Source organism: Pseudomonas sp. R28(2017), assembly GCF_002112505.1.
Classification (GTDB): domain Bacteria; phylum Pseudomonadota; class Gammaproteobacteria; order Pseudomonadales; family Pseudomonadaceae; genus Aquipseudomonas.
The window spans coordinates 490,314-510,754 of record NZ_NEHW01000001.1; the positions used below are offsets into that span (position 1 = coordinate 490,314).

General features: G+C 63.1%; 18 protein-coding genes, 2 tRNA genes and 2 pseudogenes. 7 read left to right on the top strand and 15 right to left on the bottom strand.

The genetic code is table 11. The annotated features are described in order from the left end of the window. Positions 1-48: 48 nt before the first annotated feature. The 5 genes from CAF78_RS02255 to dapA form a co-directional block, all read right to left on the bottom strand. A tRNA-Ser gene (locus tag CAF78_RS02255) sits at positions 49-138 on the bottom strand. Between the two features lie 91 nt (positions 139-229). Beyond that, a complete protein-coding gene (gene purC / locus CAF78_RS02260; protein WP_011535129.1) occupies positions 230-940 on the bottom strand; it encodes a phosphoribosylaminoimidazolesuccinocarboxamide synthase in 711 nt (236 codons plus the stop codon). A gap of 29 nt (positions 941-969) precedes the next feature. Then, the gene (locus tag CAF78_RS02265) at positions 970-1,728 is read right to left on the bottom strand and encodes an MBL fold metallo-hydrolase (protein WP_085675688.1); all 759 of its coding nucleotides are present in this window, start codon (positions 1,726-1,728) and stop codon (positions 970-972) included. Beyond that, positions 1,729-2,847 (bottom strand): outer membrane protein assembly factor BamC, encoded by a 1,119-nt coding sequence (gene bamC / locus CAF78_RS02270; RefSeq protein WP_085675687.1) that lies wholly within the window; start codon positions 2,845-2,847, stop codon positions 1,729-1,731. 15 nt (positions 2,848-2,862) lie between these two features. After that, positions 2,863-3,750, bottom strand: a complete 888-nt coding sequence (gene dapA, locus CAF78_RS02275) for a 4-hydroxy-tetrahydrodipicolinate synthase (RefSeq protein WP_085675686.1) — start codon at positions 3,748-3,750, stop codon at positions 2,863-2,865. 260 nt (positions 3,751-4,010) lie between these two features. Between dapA and CAF78_RS02280 the strand changes: the two genes are divergently transcribed. Beyond that, positions 4,011-4,571, top strand: a complete 561-nt coding sequence (locus CAF78_RS02280; protein ID WP_013973793.1) for a glycine cleavage system protein R — start codon at positions 4,011-4,013, stop codon at positions 4,569-4,571. An 11-nt stretch (positions 4,572-4,582) separates the two neighbouring features. Further along, positions 4,583-5,056, top strand: coding sequence for a peroxiredoxin (locus tag CAF78_RS02285; protein WP_085675685.1), 474 nt, complete (start codon positions 4,583-4,585; stop codon positions 5,054-5,056). 116 nt (positions 5,057-5,172) lie between these two features. Here CAF78_RS02285 and CAF78_RS02290 read toward each other — a convergent pair whose 3' ends face one another. Both CAF78_RS02290 and CAF78_RS02295 read right to left on the bottom strand, forming a co-directional pair. After that, the gene (locus CAF78_RS02290; protein ID WP_085675684.1) at positions 5,173-6,243 is read right to left on the bottom strand and encodes an AI-2E family transporter; all 1,071 of its coding nucleotides are present in this window, start codon (positions 6,241-6,243) and stop codon (positions 5,173-5,175) included. 19 nt (positions 6,244-6,262) lie between these two features. Next, positions 6,263-6,502 (bottom strand): sulfurtransferase TusA family protein, encoded by a 240-nt coding sequence (locus CAF78_RS02295; RefSeq protein WP_027919941.1) that lies wholly within the window; start codon positions 6,500-6,502, stop codon positions 6,263-6,265. 119 nt (positions 6,503-6,621) lie between these two features. Here CAF78_RS02295 and CAF78_RS02300 point away from each other — a divergent pair, with 119 nt between their 5' ends. Beyond that, on the top strand, positions 6,622-8,058 hold the full coding sequence (locus CAF78_RS02300) for a M48 family metalloprotease (RefSeq protein WP_085675683.1): 1,437 nt from the start codon (positions 6,622-6,624) through the stop codon (positions 8,056-8,058). 109 nt (positions 8,059-8,167) lie between these two features. Here the strand turns inward: CAF78_RS02300 and nadA are convergent, their stop codons facing one another. Both nadA and CAF78_RS02310 read right to left on the bottom strand, forming a co-directional pair. Continuing rightward, positions 8,168-9,226, bottom strand: coding sequence for a quinolinate synthase NadA (gene nadA / locus CAF78_RS02305; RefSeq protein ID WP_016711984.1), 1,059 nt, complete (start codon positions 9,224-9,226; stop codon positions 8,168-8,170). 234 nt (positions 9,227-9,460) lie between these two features. Beyond that, complete coding sequence (locus CAF78_RS02310) at positions 9,461-10,972, bottom strand: YdgA family protein (RefSeq protein WP_085675682.1); 1,512 nt, start codon at positions 10,970-10,972, stop codon at positions 9,461-9,463. A gap of 475 nt (positions 10,973-11,447) precedes the next feature. Between CAF78_RS02310 and CAF78_RS02315 the strand changes: the two genes are divergently transcribed. The 4 genes and pseudogenes from CAF78_RS02315 to CAF78_RS02325 all read left to right on the top strand — a co-directional run bounded on the left by CAF78_RS02315 (position 11,448) and on the right by CAF78_RS02325 (position 16,039). Continuing rightward, positions 11,448-12,800: an APC family permease gene (locus tag CAF78_RS02315; protein WP_085675681.1), complete on the top strand. Its 1,353-nt coding sequence runs from the start codon at positions 11,448-11,450 to the stop codon at positions 12,798-12,800. A gap of 285 nt (positions 12,801-13,085) precedes the next feature. Next, positions 13,086-14,075: pseudogene (locus CAF78_RS28935) on the top strand (HAMP domain-containing protein); the annotation flags it as partial. Positions 14,076-14,396: 321 nt separating this feature from the next. Next, a pseudogene (locus CAF78_RS28940) lies at positions 14,397-14,933 on the top strand (methyl-accepting chemotaxis protein); the annotation flags it as partial. A 146-nt stretch (positions 14,934-15,079) separates the two neighbouring features. After that, positions 15,080-16,039, top strand: a complete 960-nt coding sequence (locus CAF78_RS02325) for a cation diffusion facilitator family transporter (protein WP_085675679.1) — start codon at positions 15,080-15,082, stop codon at positions 16,037-16,039. A gap of 94 nt (positions 16,040-16,133) precedes the next feature. Here CAF78_RS02325 and CAF78_RS02330 read toward each other — a convergent pair. From CAF78_RS02330 to tolB, 6 genes are all read right to left on the bottom strand, one after another. After that, positions 16,134-16,209, bottom strand: a tRNA-Lys gene (locus CAF78_RS02330). A gap of 61 nt (positions 16,210-16,270) precedes the next feature. Then, positions 16,271-16,945: a 7-cyano-7-deazaguanine synthase QueC gene (queC, locus tag CAF78_RS02335; protein WP_079229346.1), complete on the bottom strand. Its 675-nt coding sequence runs from the start codon at positions 16,943-16,945 to the stop codon at positions 16,271-16,273. Positions 16,946-16,961: 16 nt separating this feature from the next. Beyond that, a complete protein-coding gene (gene queE / locus CAF78_RS02340; protein ID WP_085675911.1) occupies positions 16,962-17,609 on the bottom strand; it encodes a 7-carboxy-7-deazaguanine synthase QueE in 648 nt (215 codons plus the stop codon). 159 nt (positions 17,610-17,768) lie between these two features. Beyond that, positions 17,769-18,584, bottom strand: a complete 816-nt coding sequence (gene ybgF, locus CAF78_RS02345; protein WP_085675678.1) for a tol-pal system protein YbgF — start codon at positions 18,582-18,584, stop codon at positions 17,769-17,771. Positions 18,585-18,590: 6 nt separating this feature from the next. Continuing rightward, the gene (pal, locus tag CAF78_RS02350; RefSeq protein ID WP_023381906.1) at positions 18,591-19,088 is read right to left on the bottom strand and encodes a peptidoglycan-associated lipoprotein Pal; all 498 of its coding nucleotides are present in this window, start codon (positions 19,086-19,088) and stop codon (positions 18,591-18,593) included. A 55-nt stretch (positions 19,089-19,143) separates the two neighbouring features. After that, a complete protein-coding gene (gene tolB, locus CAF78_RS02355) occupies positions 19,144-20,424 on the bottom strand; it encodes a Tol-Pal system beta propeller repeat protein TolB (RefSeq protein ID WP_152955760.1) in 1,281 nt (426 codons plus the stop codon). Positions 20,425-20,441: the final 17 nt, after the last annotated feature.

Here is a 20,441-nt window from a genome sequence, read left to right on the forward strand (position 1 = left end):
AAAACGAAAAAGCCCCGCAGACGTTAATCTGCGGGGCTTCATCTTGTATGGCGGAGAGATAGGGATTTGAACCCTAGGTACTGTTGCCAGTACAACGGATTTCGAATCCGTCCCGTTCGACCACTCCGGCATCTCTCCAATGCCGCGCATCATACCAGCGATTTCTTGAAACGCAAACTTTTTTTCAAAAAAAATCGCGTGGTATCAGGCGCTTGCGTGAACGCGCAGCTTACAGCGGCACGCCCAGGCGTTTGGCAACTTCTTCGTAGGCTTCGATCACGTCGCCCAGACCCTGGCGGAAGCGGTCCTTGTCCATCTTCTTGCGGGTTTCTTTGTCCCACAGGCGGCAGCCGTCCGGGCTGAACTCGTCACCCAGGACGATCTGGCCGTGGAATACACCGAACTCCAGCTTGAAGTCGACCAGCAGCAGGCCGGCGTCATCGAACAGCTTGCTCAGCACTTCGTTGACTTTCAGCGACAGCTTCTTCATCTCGACCAGCTGCTCGGCGGTACCCCAGCCGAAGGCGACAACGTGGGATTCGTTGATGAACGGGTCACCCTTCTCGTCGTTCTTCAGGAACAGCTCGAAGGTGGACGGCTCCAGCTTGATGCCCTCCTCCACGCCCAGGCGCTTGACCAGGCTGCCGGCGGCGTAGTTGCGCACCACGCACTCGACCGGGATCATGTCCAGCTTCTTCACCAGGCACTCGTTGTCGCCCAGCAGCTTGTCGAACTGGGTCGGCACGCCGGCTTCTTCGAGCTTCTGCATGATGAAGGCGTTGAACTTGTTGTTCACCATGCCTTTGCGGTCGAGCTGTTCGATGCGCTTGCCGTCGAACGCCGAAGTGTCGTTACGGAACAGCAGGATCAAGCGGTCGGCGTCGTCGGTCTTGTAAACCGATTTGGCCTTGCCGCGGTAGAGTTCGTCGCGTTTTTCCATGATTGGGCTCCGCTTGCTGAGGTGTTGGGCTAGGCGATTTCGCGCCAGTCGAGCCCGTGTTCCTGATTCGCCACCTGGAGCCAGTCCGGGTCGCACCCGAGGGTATCGACGAAGCACTGGCGGGCCAAGTGTGGCAGGTTGTTCTTGCTGCTGAGGTGGGCCAGCACCAGGTGCTGCAGGTTGTTCCAGCCCAACTCTTGCACCAGGCGCGCGGCCTGGTGGTTGTTCAAATGTCCTTGCATGCCACCCACCCGCTGCTTCAGGAAGGCCGGGTAGTGACCGCGCGCGAGCAGGTCGCGGCAGTGGTTGGCTTCGATCAGCAGGGCGTCCAGGCCTTGGTAGCGCTCGAGCAGCAGCGCATCGTACGACCCCAGGTCGGTGAGCATGCCGAAACGCCGCTGCCCATCGCTGATCACATACTGCAGCGGCTCGTAGGCGTCATGCTCGACCCGCGCCGCGCTCACTTCCAGGGCGCCGATCTGCAGCCGCTGGCCACAAGCGAGAAAACCGGTCACCTCCACCGGCTTGCGCATGCCGCGCAATGTGCCCTGGCTGAGGTAGACCGGTACATTGTAGCGCCGCGACAGCAACCCCACCCCATGCACGTGGTCGGCATGTTCGTGGGTCACCAGCACGGCGCTCAGTTGTGCCGCCGAGACCCCGAGCAGCGCCAGGCGCCGCTCGGTTTCACGCAGGGAAAAACCGCAATCGACCAGGATGAACGTGTCACCACTGGCGATCAGCGTGCCATTTCCCTGGCTGCCGCTTCCGAGTACCGCGAAGCGCACTTAGCCCAGGTGGTCCTGAATGGCGCTCAGCACGCGACGGGCGACATCGGCCGGGGCCACGGTGTTGATGTTCTTCTCGACGGTGACCTGCACGCTCTCGCCGACCTTGCTCAGGCGCACCTGATAACGCTCGGCACGGGCTTCACGCTCTTCCTTGGTCGGTGCGCTGCCGAACATGCGGCTGAAGAAGCCAGGCTCGTTCTGCTTGTCTTCGGGCTTTTCCGACAGGTTGATGTAGTACAGGCCCAGGCTGCGGTTGATGTCCTCGACGCGCCACTCGCCGCCCTGCTCCAGGGCACGACCCACGCCGGACCAGGCACGGTCCAGGTCCGAACCGAGGAACAGCACCGGGTTGCCGCTGCCGTCTTCGCTCAGGCTGACACGGCTTGGGGCGTCGAAGTCACGCGCGGCCAGCAACGATACCGAACCGCCCTTCTCGGCGCTGCGGCTCATGCTGGCCAGCATTTCGTCGACCAGCAGCGCGTCGGCGCCGGTGTTGGCCGACGTGGACGGGAACGCGGTGTCGGCAGTGCTGCCGGCCGGGCGCTCGACGCTGACGATGTACACCTCGGAGGTGTTGCGCTGCACACCGGGCTCGATGCGCACACGCACGCGCACTTCGCTATCGCCGCTGCTGGCAGTGCTCGACAGGCGCTGGCCGAGCGATGCCGACAGTTCGTCGAAACGCTGCCAGGTGGTGCTGAATTCACCGGTCTGCGGGCGTTCTTCAGCAATGCGGAAGCCATTGTCCTCGAAGAACTGGTGCGCCACCGGCCACACTTCGGCTGGCGAATGCTGAGCCAGTACCCAACGGCTGCTGCCGCTGCGCTGCAAGGTGTAATCGCTGGCTTCGGCGCCGGCGGTCAGGGGTTGCGGACGCGGCACTTCGAACTCGCCAGTGGCACGATCGTCGGCGACGTTGCGCGGGATCGGCAGCAACGGGTCAAGGCGCTTGACGTTGCCGGCGTCCGGCGGCAGCTGCATCGGCGCAGTCGGGTGCGCCTGCAGGTAATCGCTGCCGCGGTCGCGGAAATAGCCATCCTCGCCCCACAGCCAGCCACACCCACTGGTGCTGGAAATGATCAGGGCGAGCGCGGAAAGACCAGCCAGTCGCTTCATGCGGTGTACTTCCTCTTAAACCAGTACGCCGGACTGGCGCAAGGCAGTACGGACTTTTTCGTGGCAACCTTCGCTCAGCCAGGTCAGTGGCAGGCGAATGCCTTTGTGCATCAGGCCCATTTCCACCAGCGCCCACTTCACAGGGATCGGGTTGGCTTCGCAGAACAGGTCTTTGTGCAGCGGCATGAGTTTTTCGTTGATTGCGCGGGCCTTCTCGGCATTGCCCTCAAGGGCGGCCTCGCACAGGTCGGCCATTTCGCGCGGGGCGACGTTGGCGGTGACCGAGATGTTGCCCTTGCCACCCATCAGGATCAGCTCGACGGCGGTCGGGTCGTCGCCGGACAGGACGATGAAGTCCTTGTCGACGCCTTCAAGGATGGCCTTGGCGCGGACCAGGTCGCCGGTGGCTTCCTTGATACCGATGATGTTCTTGACCTTCGACAGGCGGATCACGGTCTCGGCCTGCATGTCGCAGGACGTGCGGCCGGGTACGTTGTAGAGGATCTGCGGGATGTCGACGGCTTCGGCGATGTGCTTGAAGTGCTGGTACAGGCCTTCCTGGGTCGGCTTGTTGTAGTACGGCACTACCAGCAGGCAAGCGTCGGCGCCAGCATTCTTGGCGTTCTGGGTCAGGTGCACGGCTTCGGTGGTGGAGTTCGCACCGGTGCCGGCGATCACCGGGATCGGCTTGTTGCTGCGCTTGACGCGCTCGACCACGTGTTTGATGACCAGGATGTGCTCTTCGACATCCAGCGTGGCCGACTCACCGGTGGTGCCGACTGCGACGATCGCGTGGGTGCCGTTTTCCAGGTGGAAGTCTACAAGTTTGTCGAGGCTGACCCAGTCCAGACGCCCTTGTGCATCCATGGGTGTGACCAACGCCACCATACTGCCCGCAATCATGTAACTGCTCCTGCCGGAAAAAGAGAGCGGTAATGGTACTGGGGGCATCGGCCTTGCACAAGCGAAGCAGGCGGGCGGAGCATTCCCCTCGGCGCCTTATTTCGCTACCCTTGACCCTTTGATCGGTGCAGCGCGGCCCGCCGGGCCGTCGACCTTGCTCCCCGGCCAGCGTCCACGTCCTCGCATGCGAGCCCCGGGCCCTGCCGACAGGAGGCTTTCGCCCGTCCTGCACCGACCGCTCATCGCTTTAGGAATGCTGCATGTCCACCCCCACCGTCCGCGAACAATTCCTCGTCATCAGCGCCCTGGGCCCCAACCCCATGGAGCTGGCCAACGTCCTCAGCCGCGCCGCCTTCGAAAACCGCTGCGCGGTGGTCACCTCGCGCCTGAGCCGCCACGGCGAGACCAGCGCCCTGGTGCTGCAGGTAGGCGGCAGCTGGGATGCCCTGGCGCGCCTCGAAGCCATGCTGCCGGGCCTGGGCAAAAAGCACGGCCTGACCCTCGACGTGGTGCGCAGCGCCGACCAGGAAGTGCGCCCCCAGGCCCTGCCCTACGTGGCCTACGTCAGCGCCGCCTACCGCCCGGACATCATCAACGAGCTGTGCCAGTTCTTCCTCGACCACCGCGTCGAGCTCGAAGCCATGACCTGCGACACCTACCTGGCGCCGCAAACCGGCAGCAGCATGCTCAACGCCCAGTTCACCGTGATCCTGCCGGCCGGCACGCAGATCAGCTGGCTGCGCGACCAGTTCCTGGACTTCGCCGACGCCCTGAACCTCGATGCGCTGATCGAGCCGTGGCGCCCACAAAACCCGATGTAAGGAAACTGACCATGCCTGTAGCACTCGACCAACCCGTCGCCGACTTCCAGGCCCAGGCCACCGGCGGCCAGACCGTCAGCCTGGCCGAGCTCAAGGGCCAGCAGGTGGTGGTGTACTTCTACCCGAAGGACAGCACCCCGGGCTGCACCACCGAAGGCCAGGGTTTCCGCGACCAGCATGACGCCTTTGCCGCCGCCAACACCGTGGTGTTCGGTGTGTCGCGTGATGGCATCAAGTCGCACGAGAACTTCAAGGCCAAGCAGGCCTTCCCGTTCGAGCTGATCAGCGACAAGGACGAGGCCCTGTGCCAGCTGTTCGACGTGATCAAGCTGAAGAAGCTGTATGGCAAGGAATACATGGGCGTCGACCGCAGCACCTTCCTGATCGACAAGGACGGTGTGCTGCGCCAGGAATGGCGTGGGGTGAAGGTGCCGGGGCATGTGGATGCCGTACTGGCGGCAGCCCAGGCCCTGAACAAGGCTTGAGATTGATTGGGGCTGCCTTGCAGCCCTTCGCGGGCAAGCCCGCTCCCACAGGATATTGCACAACACCTGTGGGAGCGGGCTTGCCCGCGAAGGGCCGCTAAGCGGCCCCAACTACATCAAAGCATCGGTGAAACGCTTGGTTCTTGCCGAGGCCAGGCATCCAGCACGGCCTTGATCAAGGTCGCCAGCGGGATCGCGAAGAAGATCCCCCAGAAGCCCCACAACCCGCCAAACAGCAACACCGCGCAGATGATCGCCACCGGGTGCAGGCTCACCGCCTCGGAGAACAGCAGTGGCACCAGCACATTGCCATCCAGCGCCTGGATGATCGCGTACACCGTCATCAGGAAGATGAACTGGTCGCCCCAGCCCCACTGGAACAGCGCGATCAGCGTCACCGGCACGGTTACCACCACAGCGCCCACGTAGGGCACCACCACCGACAACCCCACCAGCAGAGCCAGCAGCGCGGCGTAATTGAGCCCCAGGCTGATGAAGGCGATATAGGTGGCGATTCCGCAGATCAGGATCTCGATGCCCTTGCCACGAATGTAATTGGCGATCTGCCGGTTCATCTCGCTGCCCACCCGGTTAAGCAACGTGCGCTGACGCGGCAGGTAGCCACTGACCCAGCGACCGATCAGCTCGCGATCCTTGAGGAAGAAGAACACCAGGATCGGCACCAGCACCAGGTAGATCATCGCGTTGACCAGCAGCGGCAGGCTGGACAGCGAGAAGGTCAGCGCCCATTGGCCGAACTTGCCGATTTCACCCCGTACCGACTCGATCGCATGCAGCACCTGCTCGTCCGACACCAGGTGCGGATAACGCTCGGGCAGCAGCAACAACAGCGACTGCCATTTGCCAAGCATGCCCGGCAGTTCGTTGAACAAGGTGATCAGCTGATGCCAGAGCAGTGGCACCAGCACCAGCATGAACACCGCCAGTGCCCCCATGAACAGGGCGAATACCAGCATCACTGCCAGCCGGGTCGGCACCCGCACGCGCTCCAGGGCGTTGACCAGGCCCTGCATCAGGAACGCCAGGACCATGCCCGCCAGCACCGGCGCGAGCATGCCACCAAGGGTGAGTACCGCGGTAAAAGCCAGGAACAGCAGGACCGCCAGCACCACGGCTTCCTCATCGGAAAAGTAGCGCTCTATCCAGTCGCGAAGCACTTTGAACATTGACGATCCTTGGGTTGGCTCAGGCCTTGCGCAGCCAGTAGGTGTAGGTACCGGCCTCGGCCGTTTCGTGCAGCAGGGTATGACCGGCAAGCTGGGCAAAAGTGCGGAAGTCGCGCTGCGAACCGGCGTCGGTGGCGATCACCTTCAGTACCGCTCCGCTGGCCAGGCGGTTGAGTTCCATCTTTGCCTTCAACAGCGGCAGCGGGCAATTCAGCCCGCTGGCGTCGAGCTCGGCGTCGCAGGTCAGGGTGTCACTCATCGGGCGCGTCTCCAGGGGCGGGGCGGACAGTCGTGGGAAAAGCTCGGTAGCATACCGCCACTGGTCGGCTCCGCGCGACCCGGCTACAGTAAGGCTTTTTGATCGACGCGAGCTTCTGCATGAATCTACTGCGCCCCACCCTGCTGGCGCTGGCCTGCCTGATGGCCCTTCCCGGCCATGCCGACGACCTGCCGTCACTGGGCGACGCCAGCTCCGCGATCGTCTCGCCCAAACAGGAGCACGACCTCGGCCGCGCCTGGCTGAGCCTGCTGCGCGGCCAGGTCAACCAGCTCAACGACCCGCAGCTCAAGGACTACGTCGAAACCACCGTCTACCGCCTGGCCGAAACCAGCCAGCTGCAGGACCGGCGCCTGGAGTTCATCCTCATCGACAGCCGTGAGCTCAACGCCTTTGCCGCGCCTGGCGGCATTGTCGGGGTCAACGGCGGCCTGTTCCTCAACGCGCAGACCGAAGGCGAATACGCCTCGGTACTGGCGCACGAACTGGCGCACTTGTCGCAACGCCACTTCGCCCGTGGCGTCGAAGCCCAGCAGCGCATGCAGCTGCCGATGATGGCTGCACTGCTGGCCGGTATCGTGCTGGCAGCAGGGGGCGCGGGTGATGCCGGCATTGGCATGATCGCCGGCACCCAGGCCGCGGCGATCCAGGAGCAACGGCGCTTCTCGCGGCAGAACGAGCAAGAGGCCGACCGCGTCGGTATCCAGAACCTGGAAAAAGCCGGCTACGATCCGCGCAACATGCCGACCATGTTCGAACGCCTGGCGCGCCAGTACCGCTACGACGCCAAGCCGCCAGAATTCCTGCTGACCCACCCGGTGACCGAATCGCGTATCGCCGACACCCGCAACCGTGCCGAGCAGGCGCCCAAGGGCGGCGTCGAAGACAGCCAGCGCTACCAACTGATCCGCGCCCGCGTGGCACTCACCTACGAGGGCACCCCGGGCCTGGCGGCCAAGCGCTTCCGCGCCCAGCTCGACGAAGACCCGAAACTGGACGCTGCGCGCTACGGCCTGGCCCTGGCGCAGATCAAGGGCGGCCAGCTCAATGAAGCGCGGGAAAACCTCAAGCCGCTGCTGGCCAAGGCGCCCAACGACATCACCTACAACCTCGCGCAGATCGACCTGGACATCACCAACAACCGCCTGGCCGATGCGCAGCAGCGCGCCGAGCGCATGCAGGGGTTGTACCCGGGCAACTATCCGCTGAAACAGGTGCGTGCCGACCTGTTGGTGAAGCAGAACAAGCCGGCCGAGGCCGAGAAGGTGCTGGACGACCTGCTCAAGAGCCGGCCGGATGACCCGGACGTGTGGTACGACATGGCCGAGGTGCGCGGGTTGTCGGGCAATACCATCGGCCTGCACCGGGCGCGCGCGGAATACTTCACGCTGGTGGGGGATTTCGACCAGGCGATCCAGCAGCTGGATTACGCCAAGCGTCGGGCGGGCAGCAACTTCCCGCTGGCCTCGCAGATCGACCAGCGCCAGCGCGAGATCATGGAACAGAAGCGCATGGTTCAGGAAATGATGGGGCGCTGATGGCCTATTCGCGGGCAAGCCAGCTCCCACAGGTACAGCGTTGTCCTTGAGGATTACGCTGTACCCGTGGGAGCGGGCTTGCCCGCGAAGCAGGCGACGCGGTCTGGCGTCAGGCGTTACCGGAGAGCTTCAGGCGAGCCGCCTGGGTAAAGTCCAGCATGCGGTTCAGCGGCTTGATCGCCTTGGGCACCAGCGCCGGGTCTACGAAGATTTCATCCCCGCCATTACGCAGGCAGTGCAGCACCCGCTCCAGGGTATTCATCGCCATCCACGGGCAGTGCGCGCAGCTGCGGCACGCCGCGCCGTTGCCGGCAGTCGGTGCTTCGACGAATTCCTTGTCAGGGCACAGCTGCTGCATCTTGTAGAAGATGCCGCGGTCGGTGGCGACGATGAAGGTCTTGTTCGGCAGGGTCTGCGCCGCCTTGATCAGCTGGCTGGTGGAGCCCACCGCGTCGGCCAGCTCGATCACGGCTTCCGGCGACTCCGGGTGCACCAGGATCGCAGCATCGGGATACAGCGCCTTCATGTCAGCCAGCTGGCGCGACTTGAACTCTTCGTGGACGATGCAGGCACCGTCCCACAGCAGCATGTCGGCACCGGTCTGCTTCTGGATGTAGCGCCCCAGGTGCTGGTCCGGCCCCCAGATGATGGTCTCGCCGTTGTCCATCAGGCTTTCGACGATTTCCAGCGCGCAGCTCGACGTCACCACCCAGTCGGCCCGCGCCTTCACCGCGGCGGAGGTGTTGGCATAGACCACCACGGTGCGCTCCGGGTGCTGGTCGCAGAAGGCCGAGAACTCTTCGACCGGGCAGCCCAGGTCGAGCGAGCAGGTAGCCTCCAGGGTCGGCATCAGCACGCGCTTTTCGGGAGTGAGGATCTTGGCGGTTTCGCCCATGAAACGCACACCGGCGACGATCACCGTCTCGGCTGGGTGGTTCTTGCCGAAGCGGGCCATTTCCAGCGAGTCGGACACGCAACCGCCGGTCTCTTCGGCCAGCGCCTGGATGACCGGGTCGCAGTAGTAGTGAGCCACCAGCACGGCATTCTGCGCTTTCAGCTCGGCAGCGATGGCCGCACGGTATTCGGCCTCCTGCTCGGCGGTCAGCGGGTTGGGCTGCTTGGCGTCAAGGTGGGCCTGAACCAACAGGCGTTCGGAAATCTGGGTCATGATCGCTGGACCTGCAGGCGCGCGTGCGCGTCAAATCGAGTGTATCACCCGGCCCTGGCAGATCGGCTAAGGATGCCGGACGGCAGGCACGCCGCCACGGCCCTCTGCGGGCGCGGATTATTATCGGACGCCGAAGGCTACAGACAATCAAGGGAATTCTAAAGTGGTTTTTGTACAGCCTGCACTGGCCTGTTCGCGGGCAAACTCGCTAACAGGCCAGTGCCCCTCGCCAGGTCAGCCTTCCTGCGGCTGCATCGCGGCAAAATGCGCCGCCAGCAGCATGGCAAACTCTTCGACGGTCATCTTCTTGCCATTGAAGTCAACCATGCCATCGGCATAGTGCAGGCTCGATACCACATCGTTGCCCTGCACGGTGGCCATGCCGCTCTGCAGCGCCATCATGCCGACCATTTCCCCGGCCTGGCTCGATTGCGCGGCAATCGCCTGGGCATCGGTCTGCCCATCCAGCAGCGCCTGCAAGGTCGCCAGGTCCCCGATCATCGGCTTGGACAACGACAGCTTGCTTTTCACCTCGGTGATCAACTGCTTGCTCAGCTGGTCAGGCGGCAGGTCGAACGAAGCCGGGCTGGCGAAATCCATCGACAGGTCGAAGCGGCTCTCGCCATTGGCTGTGCGCAACGCCAGGTTCTCGATCGCCAGCTTGGGCTTGGAGGCCAGCAACTGTTGCAGGTCACCATGGAACCGGGCTTTTTCCGCCTCATCCATCTGGATTTCCGGCACCGGCTGGCCGGCAGCCTGGGCAGCCTCGAACTCCGGCAAGTGGGCCTGGTACCACTTCGACAGTGACTGCAAGGCCGGGGCATTGAGCGACTTGACGCTCACCCCCATCTGCGCATTACCGACTGCGCGGCCGTCCCAGGTGATGTCCGCCACCCGGTAATCCACACGGCCACCCACGGTGTCTGGGCCATCCAGGGTCTGCAGGGCGTTCTGCTCCAGGCCCTTGAGCAGCAGCACCTGCTGCTTGTCACCCAGGGTGGCCTTGGCCTCGGCCAGCAGCAGGTCGACATTGCCGACATACACTGCGTCATGCTTGCTGGCCGCCAGGTTGCCGCCGACCTTCAGGCCCGAGAGTTCGAAGGTGGCCGGCGGATGGTCCTCGCCGACCAGCTTGATCTCCAAGCGGTCTGCGCTGCCATGGAACTTCGACGCCTTGCCTTCCTGATCGCCGCTGACCTCCAATGACATGCCCGAGAACTCCAGGCTGCTGCCGTCGGCCTCGGTGCGCTTGAGCGGCGCCACGGTGACGGTGCTGTCGACGTTGCCCGAGAAGCCCAGGCTGGTGTGCGCGCTGATCGGCGAATGCTCGCCTGCCGCAGCGAACCACGGCGCAGTGATGTCATCCTTCTGCAGGGTGCTGCTGCTCGTCGCCAGCACCGGCACCAGCTTCAACGCCTTGACCCGCGACCAGGGGAACGGGCCGTGCTCGATCTGGTCGGTCATGCCCAGGTCGAAACTGACCACTTCGCCATGGCCAAGATTGATGTCCTTGGCTTTGAGCCGGTACTGCGCAGTACTGCTGAAGAAATGCTGATCGAGCGAGACCAGCTCGACGGTCATGCTGCCGCCATAGTTGGTCAGGGCCTTCTTGAGCTGTGCGTTGCTGCGACTGACAGCGTTGTCCAGCTCCCCAGGCAGTTGCTTGCCGGTGTACCAGGCGCCAGCGGTGGTCACGACGGCGATGGCGATGGCCAGGCCGGAAAGGATGCCTACTGATTTCTTCATGAATAGTACCGATCGATGTCCATATGGGCAGTTTCGCAGCCAGTCGGCTGCAAGGGGTGCAAAAGGATATCATCGCCGCGAAAGCCAGGTGACCGCGTCAAGGCAGAAAGGTTGGATTTGGGAAATGTCCGACAATCGTGCAATCGTTAATTTTTACGAACATTCAAGTCGATCGAAACCGCAAAAAAACGCGCAAAAACCGAACATTCAGCCTGTTTAACCGATAAATATTTCAATTTCGCAACATCTTGTCATGTTTAACTTGACGCCTCCCTACCAATCGTTTTTTATTTTCACCACCTCGCCCAGCGCCCGATCCACGAAGAAGAAAAAGTCGCGCCGTCATGATGCTCGGATGCCCCTGCCCGCACGCTTCAACCTCCTCGCCACGGCACTGCAAGCCTGACGTCGGCGCCTAGCCCGCGCCTATCTCTGCTCCAAACAAAAAAGGTGAACAACATGGAGCCACACCAGCATGCAGCATGACCACAACGCCACCGGCAACGGCCAATTCCGTAAATCCCTGCGCCTCTGGCACGTAGTCATCATCGGTCTGGCGTACCTCACGCCAATGACCGTGTTCGACACGTTCGGCATCGTGTCCGGCGTGACCTCCGGCCACGTGCCCAGCGCCTACCTGCTGGCCCTGGCCGGCGTTCTGTTCACCGCTGTGAGCTACGGCACGCTGGTACGCCGCTTCCCACAGTCCGGTTCTGCGTACACCTACACCCAACGCGCCATCAACCCACACGTGGGCTTCCTGGTCGGCTGGTCTTCGCTGCTTGATTACCTCTTGCTGCCCATGGTCAACGCCTTGCTGGCCAAGCTCTACCTCTCGGCCATGTTCCCCGAGGTGCCGGCGTGGATGTGGGTGGCTGGCTTCGTTACCCTGATCAGCCTGATCAACATGCGCAGCATCAATTTGGTGGCGCATTTCAACCTGCTGTTCGTGGTTGTGCAGCTGATGATCATGTCGGTGTTCATCTACCTCTGCATCCGCGGCCTGGACCAGGGCGAGGGACTGGGTACCTCCTGGAGCCTGACCCCGTTCGCCGACTCGCAGACGCAGCTCAGCGCCCTGGCTGCCGGCGCAACCATCCTGTGCTTCTCGTTCCTGGGCTTCGACGCAGTGACCTGCCTGTCCGAAGAAACCAAGGACCCAGGCAAGATCATCCCGCGGGCGATCTTCCTCACCGCCCTGATCGGCGGCGTGGTGTTCATCGGCGTGTCGTATTTCATGCAGGCCTACTTCCCGACCAACGCACGCTTCCACGACCCGGAAGCGGCACTGCCGGAAATCGCCCTGTATGTCGGCGGCAAGCTGTTCCAGTCGATCTTCATCGCCTGCACCGTGATCAACACCATCGCCTCGGGCCTGGCTTCGCAGACCAGCGTTTCGCGCCTGCTGTACGTCATGGGCCGCGACAATGTGATCCCGAGCAGCGTGTTCGCCCGCCTGCATTCGCGCTACAAGACCCCGATCGTGAACATTGCCGTGGTCGGCGTGATCGCCCTTTCGGCCATCTTCTTCGACCTGGTCACCGCCACTTCGATCATCAACTTCGGCGCGCTGGTAGCATTCAGCTTCGTCAACCTGTCGGTGATCAGCCACTGCTACCTGCGCGAGGGCAATCGCCAGGGGTTGGCCAACAAGGTGAAGTACCTGGCCCTGCCGACCATCGGCTTCTGCATCATCGCCAAGCTCTGGCTTGACCTCAACGAGCATTCGCTGATCTTTGGCGGCCTGTGGGCACTGGCGGGGCTGCTGCACCTGGCCTGGCTGACCAAGGCCTTCCGGGTCTCGCCACCGAACTACGTCGCTGATTGACTCCAGCCACCGACAACGCCCGCGCCTGAACGCGGGCGTTGTTGTTGAACGATAAGGAAAGTCCTCATGCCGCTGCGTCGCCTCTCCATCCAGTGGAAGATCACCCTGCTCACCGGCCTGTGCCTGCTGGCCATCGTCGCCCTGCTGGTCGCCAGCTCACTGACCCAGTCGCGGCGGAGCGCGGCGCTGGTCAACCAGGCCAGCACCGAAATGCTCGAACACAGTGCGCGCCTGCGCCTGCAGGCCCACGCCGAAACCCAGGCGCTGCGCATCCAGCGCTACTTCATGGACGCCTACCAGTACGGCAACGGCTTCGCCCGCCTGGTCCAGGTGCTCAAGGCCAAGGGCGGCAGCGACCTGCGCGCCGAACTGACCCGCCAGGCCCACGCCAGCCTGGCCGGCAACCCGGACGTGATCGGCTTGTACCTGGTGTTCCAGCCCAATGCGCTGGACCACCAGGACAATCAGTTCATCGGCCAGGAGACCAGTGGCAGCAACGAAAGCGGACGTTTCTCGCTGTACTGGTCGCAACCCCGCCCAGGCACCCTGGAGCTGGAAGCGATGCCCGAGTCGATGCTGGGTGACAACAGCCCCGGCACCAATGGCCAGGCCAGGAACCGCTGGCTGACCTGCCCGCAGGAAACCGCCAGGGCCTGCATGCTCGAGCCTTACCTGGACGAGGTCAATGGCCACCAGGTGCTGATGACCAGCATCGCCCTGCCCTTGCTGGAAAACGGCAAGGTCGTCGGCGTGGTCGGCCTGGACATCGGCCTGGACAACCTCCAGCAACTGAGCCTGGATGGCCAACAGGAGCTGTTCGACGGCCAAGGCCAGGTCAGCATTGTCAGTGCAGCCGGCCTGCTCGCCGGGCACAGTCGTGACGCCAGCAAGCTGGGCCAGCCGCTAGACAAGGCGGTAGACCAGGGCATGCTGCGCGTAACACACCCATTTGCGCCCATTCCTGATGCCACCGCCTGGCAGGTGCAACTGGAACTGCCGGAAGCCGTGCTGCAAGCGCCAGCCCTGGCCCTCAACCAGCGCCTGGATACCCATAACCAGAGCGCCAACCTGACCAGTCTGCTGATCGGCCTGGGCGCCGCGATCATCGGCCTGTTGCTGGTCTGGCTGACCGCCCGAGGCGTTACCCGGCCAATCCTCGCCGTGGCTGCCCGCCTGGAAGACATCGCCAGCGGCGAAGGCGACCTGACCCGTCGCCTGGACTACGCCCGCCAGGACGAACTGGGCCAGCTGACAGGCTGGTTCAACCGTTTCCTCGACAAGCTGCAACCAGTGATCGCCCAGGTCAAAGGCTCGCTGCTCGAAGCCCGCGGCACCGCCGACCAGTCCGCCGCCATCGCCAGCCAGACCAGCAATGGCATGCAGCAGCAGCAACGGGAAATCGAACAGGTCGCCACCGCCGCCAACGAAATGAGCGCCACCGCCCAGGACGTCGCCCACAACGCCGCGCAGGCGGCCCAGGCCGCACGCGGCGCCGATCAGGCCAGCCGTGAGGGCCTGCAGCTGATCGCCAGCACCCGCCAGACCATCGACCAGCTGGCAACCGGCATGGACGCGGCCATGGACGAGGCCCGTGCGCTGGAGCAGCGCAGCGAGCAGATCGGCTCGGTGCTCGAGGTGATCCGCGCGATTGCCGAGCAGACCAACCTGCTGGCACTCAATGCCGCCATCGAAGCCGCACGCGCGGGCGAGGCCGGGCGTGGTTTTGCCGTGGTCGCCGACGAAGTGCGCAGCCTGGCCCAACGCACCCAGGTGTCGGTGGAAGAGATCCGCCAGGTGATCGAAGGGCTGCAGCAAGGCACCCAGGACGTGGTCGGTGCCATGCATGAAGGCCAGCGCCAGGCCCAGGCCAGCGCCACGCGCATGGAACAGGCATTGCCGGCACTGGAGCGCATCGGCGAGGCCGTGGCGGTGATCAGCGACATGAACCTGCAGATTGCCTCGGCGGCAGAGGAACAGAGTGCGGTGGCCGAGGAAGTGAACCGCAACGTCGCCGGGATTCGCGACGTGACCGAGTCGCTGTCGGGCCAGGCCGATGAATCGGCGCGGATCAGCCAGGCCCTCAACCGGCTGGCCAACCAGCAACAGGCATTGATGGAACAGTTTCGCGTCTAGCCTGTAAGGGCCTCTTCGCGGGCAAGCCCGCTCCCACAGGTACCGTGCAGCACTTGAGGCTTGTGATATCCCTGTGGGAGCGGGCTTGCCCGCGAAGAGGCCGGCACAGGCCCCAAAAAGCAAAATCGTCACACTGAGTTCAAGTTATGCAAACCACACCCCGATCTTCTTTCTTCGATATCACCAGCGAACAGGGCCTGTTACGCACCTCGATCGCCGTCACCCTGTTCATCGCCACCATCGGCATCGGCTTCGGCCTGGCCTCCGGCTCGTTCTCGATCGTCTTCGACGGCGTCTATTCCCTGGTCGACGCCAGCATGAGCGGCCTGTCGCTGGTGGTGGTGAAACTCATCACCTCGCACGCCACCAGCCTGCAACTCTCGCGCAAGCTGCGTGAGCGCTTCACCATGGGCTTCTGGCACCTGGAGCCGATGGTGCTGGCACTCAATGGCATCCTGCTCAGCGGCGTCGCCATCTACGCGCTGATCAACGCCGTCAGCAGCCTGCTGCAAGGCGGCCGGCACCTGGAGTTCGGCATCGCCATGGTCTACGCGCTGCTGACCGTGATCGCCTGCGCGACCATCGCCGTGGTCGAGAACCGCGCCAACCGCAAACTGAAGTCGGACTTCGTGCGCATGGACGTGAAAGGCTGGGTGATGTCGGCCAGTATCACCGCCGCCCTGTTGATCGCCTTCTGCTTCGGCTATGCGGTGCAGGGCACGCAATGGGAGTGGGTATCGCCGTACATCGACCCGGCGGTGCTGGCATTGGTGTGCCTGGTGATCATTCCACTACCGTTGTCAGTAGTGCGCCAGGCGCTGTCGGAGATCTTCCTGGTGACACCGGGCGACCTGAAGCTGCACGTTGACGAAGTGGCGCGTGCATTCGTGGCGCGCCACGGCCTGCAGTCGTACAGGGCCTATGTGGCCAAGGTCGGGCGCTCGCGGGAGATCGAGCTGTATTTCATCGTGCCAAGGACCATGGCTGCGAAAACCATCGATGAATGGGATGCGTGGCGCAACGAGATCGGTGATGCGGTAGGCGGCGAAGGGCCAGATCGCTGGATCACCGTGGTGTTTACCGGGGATCCAGAGTGGGCTGAATAACCAGGAGGGGCGCCCTGCCCCCCCCCTTTACCGGCCAGCCATGAACGAAAAAGCCCGCGACCATTTCTGGTAGCGGGCTTTGTCTTGTTGCATATGGTGGGTCGTGTAGGATTCGAACCTACGACCAATTGGTTAAAAGCCAACTGCTCTACCAACTGAGCTAACGACCCGTTGGATGGCGCGTATAATACTGATTTCTAACGGGAAATCAATACCTGAGCCTACCTTTTGTCAAAAGTAGCGCGTCGGGTCTGCTACACCCGCTGCCTTGAAGCCGTCAGCACGCAGGCGGCAACTGTCGCATTTGCCACACGCCTGGCCTTCATCGTTGGCCTGATAGCAGGAAACCGTCAGGCTGTAGTCCACGCCACGGGCGATACCCGCCTGCACGATCTGCGCCTTGCTCATGTTCTGCAGCGGCGCCTGGATGCGGAAGCCCTGCCCTTCGACGCCAGCCTTGGTCGCCAGGTTGGCCATGCGCTCGAACGCCTCGACGAACTCCGGACGGCAATCCGGATAACCGGAATAGTCCACGGCATTGACGCCGATGAAGATGTCACGGGCTTCCAGCACTTCCGCCCAACCCAGCGCCAGCGAGAGGAACACGGTGTTGCGGGCCGGCACGTAGGTCACCGGAATGCCCTCGCCCGGGGTCTCCGGCACATCGATGCTGCTGTCGGTCAGGGCCGAGCCGCCTATGCCATCGAGGTTGAGGCCAATGACCTTGTGCTCGACCACGCCCAGGTCGCGGGCGACGCGGGCAGCAGCATTCAGCTCGGCGCGATGGCGCTGGCCGTAGTCGAAGCTCATGGTGTAGCAGCTGTAGCCTTCGGCCTTGGCCATGGCCACGACCGTGGCCGAATCGAGGCCGCCAGACAGCAGGATTACCGCGCGTTTCTCAGTCATCTCGTTCACTCCTCAATCAACGTCCGGGTTCGTCGTTCCACAGCAGCTTGTGCAGCTGCAGCTGGAAGCGCACGGGCAGGTTGTCGGCGACGATCCAGTCGGCCAGGTCGGTGGCGCTCACCTGATGATGGCTGGGCGAGAACAGCACTTCGCCAGCGCGTTCGGCCAGGTTGTACTGGATCAGCTTGGACACCGCCCAGTCATAGTCCTCACGGGAACAGATGACGAACTTGACCTGGTCGTTGCGGGTCAGCTGCTCGATGTTCTCGTAGCGGTTGCGGTGCGACTCTTCCGACCCAGGGGTCTTGAGGTCGACCACACGGCTGACGCGCAGATCGGTGCCCGAAATGTCGAGCGCGCCGCTGGTTTCCAGCGAGACGTCGTAGCCGGCATCGCACAGGCGCTGCAGCAGCGGCAAGGCGTTCGGCTGGGCCAACGGCTCGCCGCCGGTGACGCAGACGTAGCGCGGCTTGAAGCCGGCCACCTGCTCGAGGATCGAATCGAGGGTGCGAATGGTGCCGCCGGTGAAGGCGTAGGCACTGTCGCAGTACTGGCAGCGCAGGGGGCAACCGGTCAGGCGCACGAATACCGTGGGCAGCCCAGCCGTTCGCGTTTCACCCTGCAAAGAGTAAAAGACTTCGGTGATGCGTAATGTGTCTTGCATGCTCGCCACGGGCGTGACAGCTAAACAGGCTGTCCGCCTCCGTCAGGCACTGTCGCGGACTCGACATGGCGTTATCCGCTACAGCGTGTTTATAAAAAAAGGGCTGTGATTCTAACGAAAAAACCCGCGACAGGCGCGGGTTTCTTGCAAAGGTGCAGCTCAGAGCTTCTGCAGGTCGCGTTGCGCCAGTTGCGCGGCGGACGTGCCGGGGTACTGGGTGATGACCTGTTGCAGGATGCCCTTGACCTTGTCGGTGTGGCCCATGCGGCGCTCGACGTCAGCCAGCTTGTACAGCGAATCTGGCACCTTGCTGTGCTTGGGGTACTTCTGGCTGACCTGGGCGAACGCCTGGCTGGCGGCTGGCAGGTCGCCCTTGGCCAGGTTCACCTCACCCAGCCAGTACTGGGCGTTGCCGGCGTACTGGCTGTTCGGGTACTTGCGCAGGAAGGCGTTGAACGCCTGGCTGGCCTTGTCGAAGTCCTTCTGCTTGATCTGGTCGAAAGCCGCGTCGTAATAGAGCTTTTCTTTCGCCGGATCACCGGGCTCGCTGCTGGCGGCCGGTGGTTGTGCAGCAGCGCCAGCGGCGCCTGCTGCTGCACCGGCGGCGGCATCGGATGCACCACCGGTGGAGGAATTGTCGGGGGTCGCGGCAGGCGCGCCACCACTGTTGATGCGACGATCAAGATCCTGGTAACGCTCCAGGTTTTCCTGCTTCATGCGCGACACATCGTTTTGCAACTCTTCGATGATGCCTTGCTGACGGGAAAGTTGATCCTGCATCTGTTGCAGCTGCATGAACAGCTGGCCCTGTGCCGAGGCAGGGGTCGAAGCCCCTGCGCCGGCATAGGCGCCGCTCGTGCCATAACCGGAAGGTGGGTAAGCACCCCCGTTGTCATCAACTACAGGAACCGCAGCCCACGCCGAAAGCGGAAGGCTGAGTGCGAGGACGGTTACAGCACGACGGCACATACGCATAAGAACTTACTTACGCAGTTCTACGCGACGGTTCTGAGCCCAGGACTGCTCGTCGTTGCCGGTGGCAACTGGACGCTCTTCGCCGTAGGAGACCAGTTCCAGCTGAGCAGGGGAAACGCCCTGCAGAACCAGGTAGCGCTGAACGGCTTTCGCACGACGCTCACCCAGAGCCATGTTGTACTCGCGGGTGCCGCGCTCGTCGGTGTTGCCTTCCAGGACAACGCGGTTGCCGTTGGCTTTCAGGTCCTTGGCGTGAACGTCCAGAGCGCGCATGGCTTCTGGCTTCAGGTCCGAGCTGTCGTATTCGAAGTAGAAGGTGGTGATTGCGCGCAGGGCAGCTTCTTCGCTCAGGGAGCCGTCAACTGCGCCAGTGTTGGCACCGTAGCCAGCGTTCGGATCAACAGCGCCTTCACCAGCGTTGTCACCGCCTTTCGAGGAGCAACCTACAGCTACGGCCATGGCCAGAGCCAGCGCAGCAAATTTACCAAACTTCAGCATTTCCATCGTGAAACTCCTAATGAAACCCCAGTGTGTTAAGCAAAAACGTATTACGCCGCAATCAGTTCAGGTAAGGGGACCAGGACGGTTCTCTGACTTCGCCTTGAGCGGTAGGAAGTGGGAGCCTCACACGGCCGTTAAGCGACACGAGCATCAAGACTCCCCGGCCCTGCTGGCGGGTGGCGTAGATTAGCATGGTGCCGTTAGGCGCGACAGTGGGCGACTCATCAAGACTCGTTTCCGAGAGAATCTTTACACTTCCGCGCTGCAAGTCCTGTGCCGCCACTTTGAAGTTGGTGAAACCCTGTTGGCGATGGATCATCACCAGGGTCTTTTCGTCCGCCGACAGTTTCGGGTTGGCGTTGTAGTTACCCACGAACGTCACACGCTCGGCACCACCACCGCTGACCGACTGCTTGTAGATCTGTGGCTTGCCGCCACGGTCGGAGGTGAAGTACAGGGTGTTGCCATCCTTGCCCCAGAACGGTTCGGTGTTGATGCCCGGGCCGGCGGTAACGCGGCTGATCTGGCGCGAGGCCACGTTCATCACGTAGATGTCCGGATTGCCGTCCTTGGACAGCACGAACGCCAGGCGCGAACCATCGGGCGACCAGGCGGGTGCGCCGTTCAGGCCTTCGAAGTTGGTCACCTGCTCGCGGCGGCCGGTATCGATGTTCTGCACGAAGATGCGCGGGCGCTTCTGCTCGAACGAAACATAGGCGATACGCTTGCCATCCGGCGCGAAGCGTGGCGACAGGATCGGTTCACGCGACTGCAGCAGTGTCACTGCACGGGCACCGTCGTAGTCCGAACGCTGCAGGGTGTAGCGGGTGTTGTTGGTGGAGAAGCGCTCGGCCGTCACGTACAGCATGCGGGTCGAGAATGCACCCTTGATACCGGTGAGTTTCTCGAACGACTGGTCGGCAATGTAGTGCGCCATGTCACGCAGCTGGTCGGTACTGCCCGCCACGCTGCCGGTCAGCACTTGCTGCTCGGTGGCAACGTTGAACAGCGCGTACTGCACCTGCAGGCGACCGCCCGACGGCACGATGCTGCCAACCATCACGTACTGGGCACCCAGCGCTTTCCAGTCACGGAAGATGACTTCGCTGGCCTGGGTTGGCTGGCTGATCATGTTCTGACGCGGAATCGGCGAATAGTAGCCCGAGTTGCGCAGGTCGTTACCAATGATGTCGGCCATGTCTTCCGGCAGCACGCTGCCACCCTGCAGACCGAACGGCACTACCGCGATGGGCGTGGCCCGATCGCTGCCGCTGGTGACCAGGATGTTCTTTTCCTCTGCCATGGCCATGCCAGCCACGCAGCAGAGCATGACCAGCATTCCTCGAAGGAGTTTAA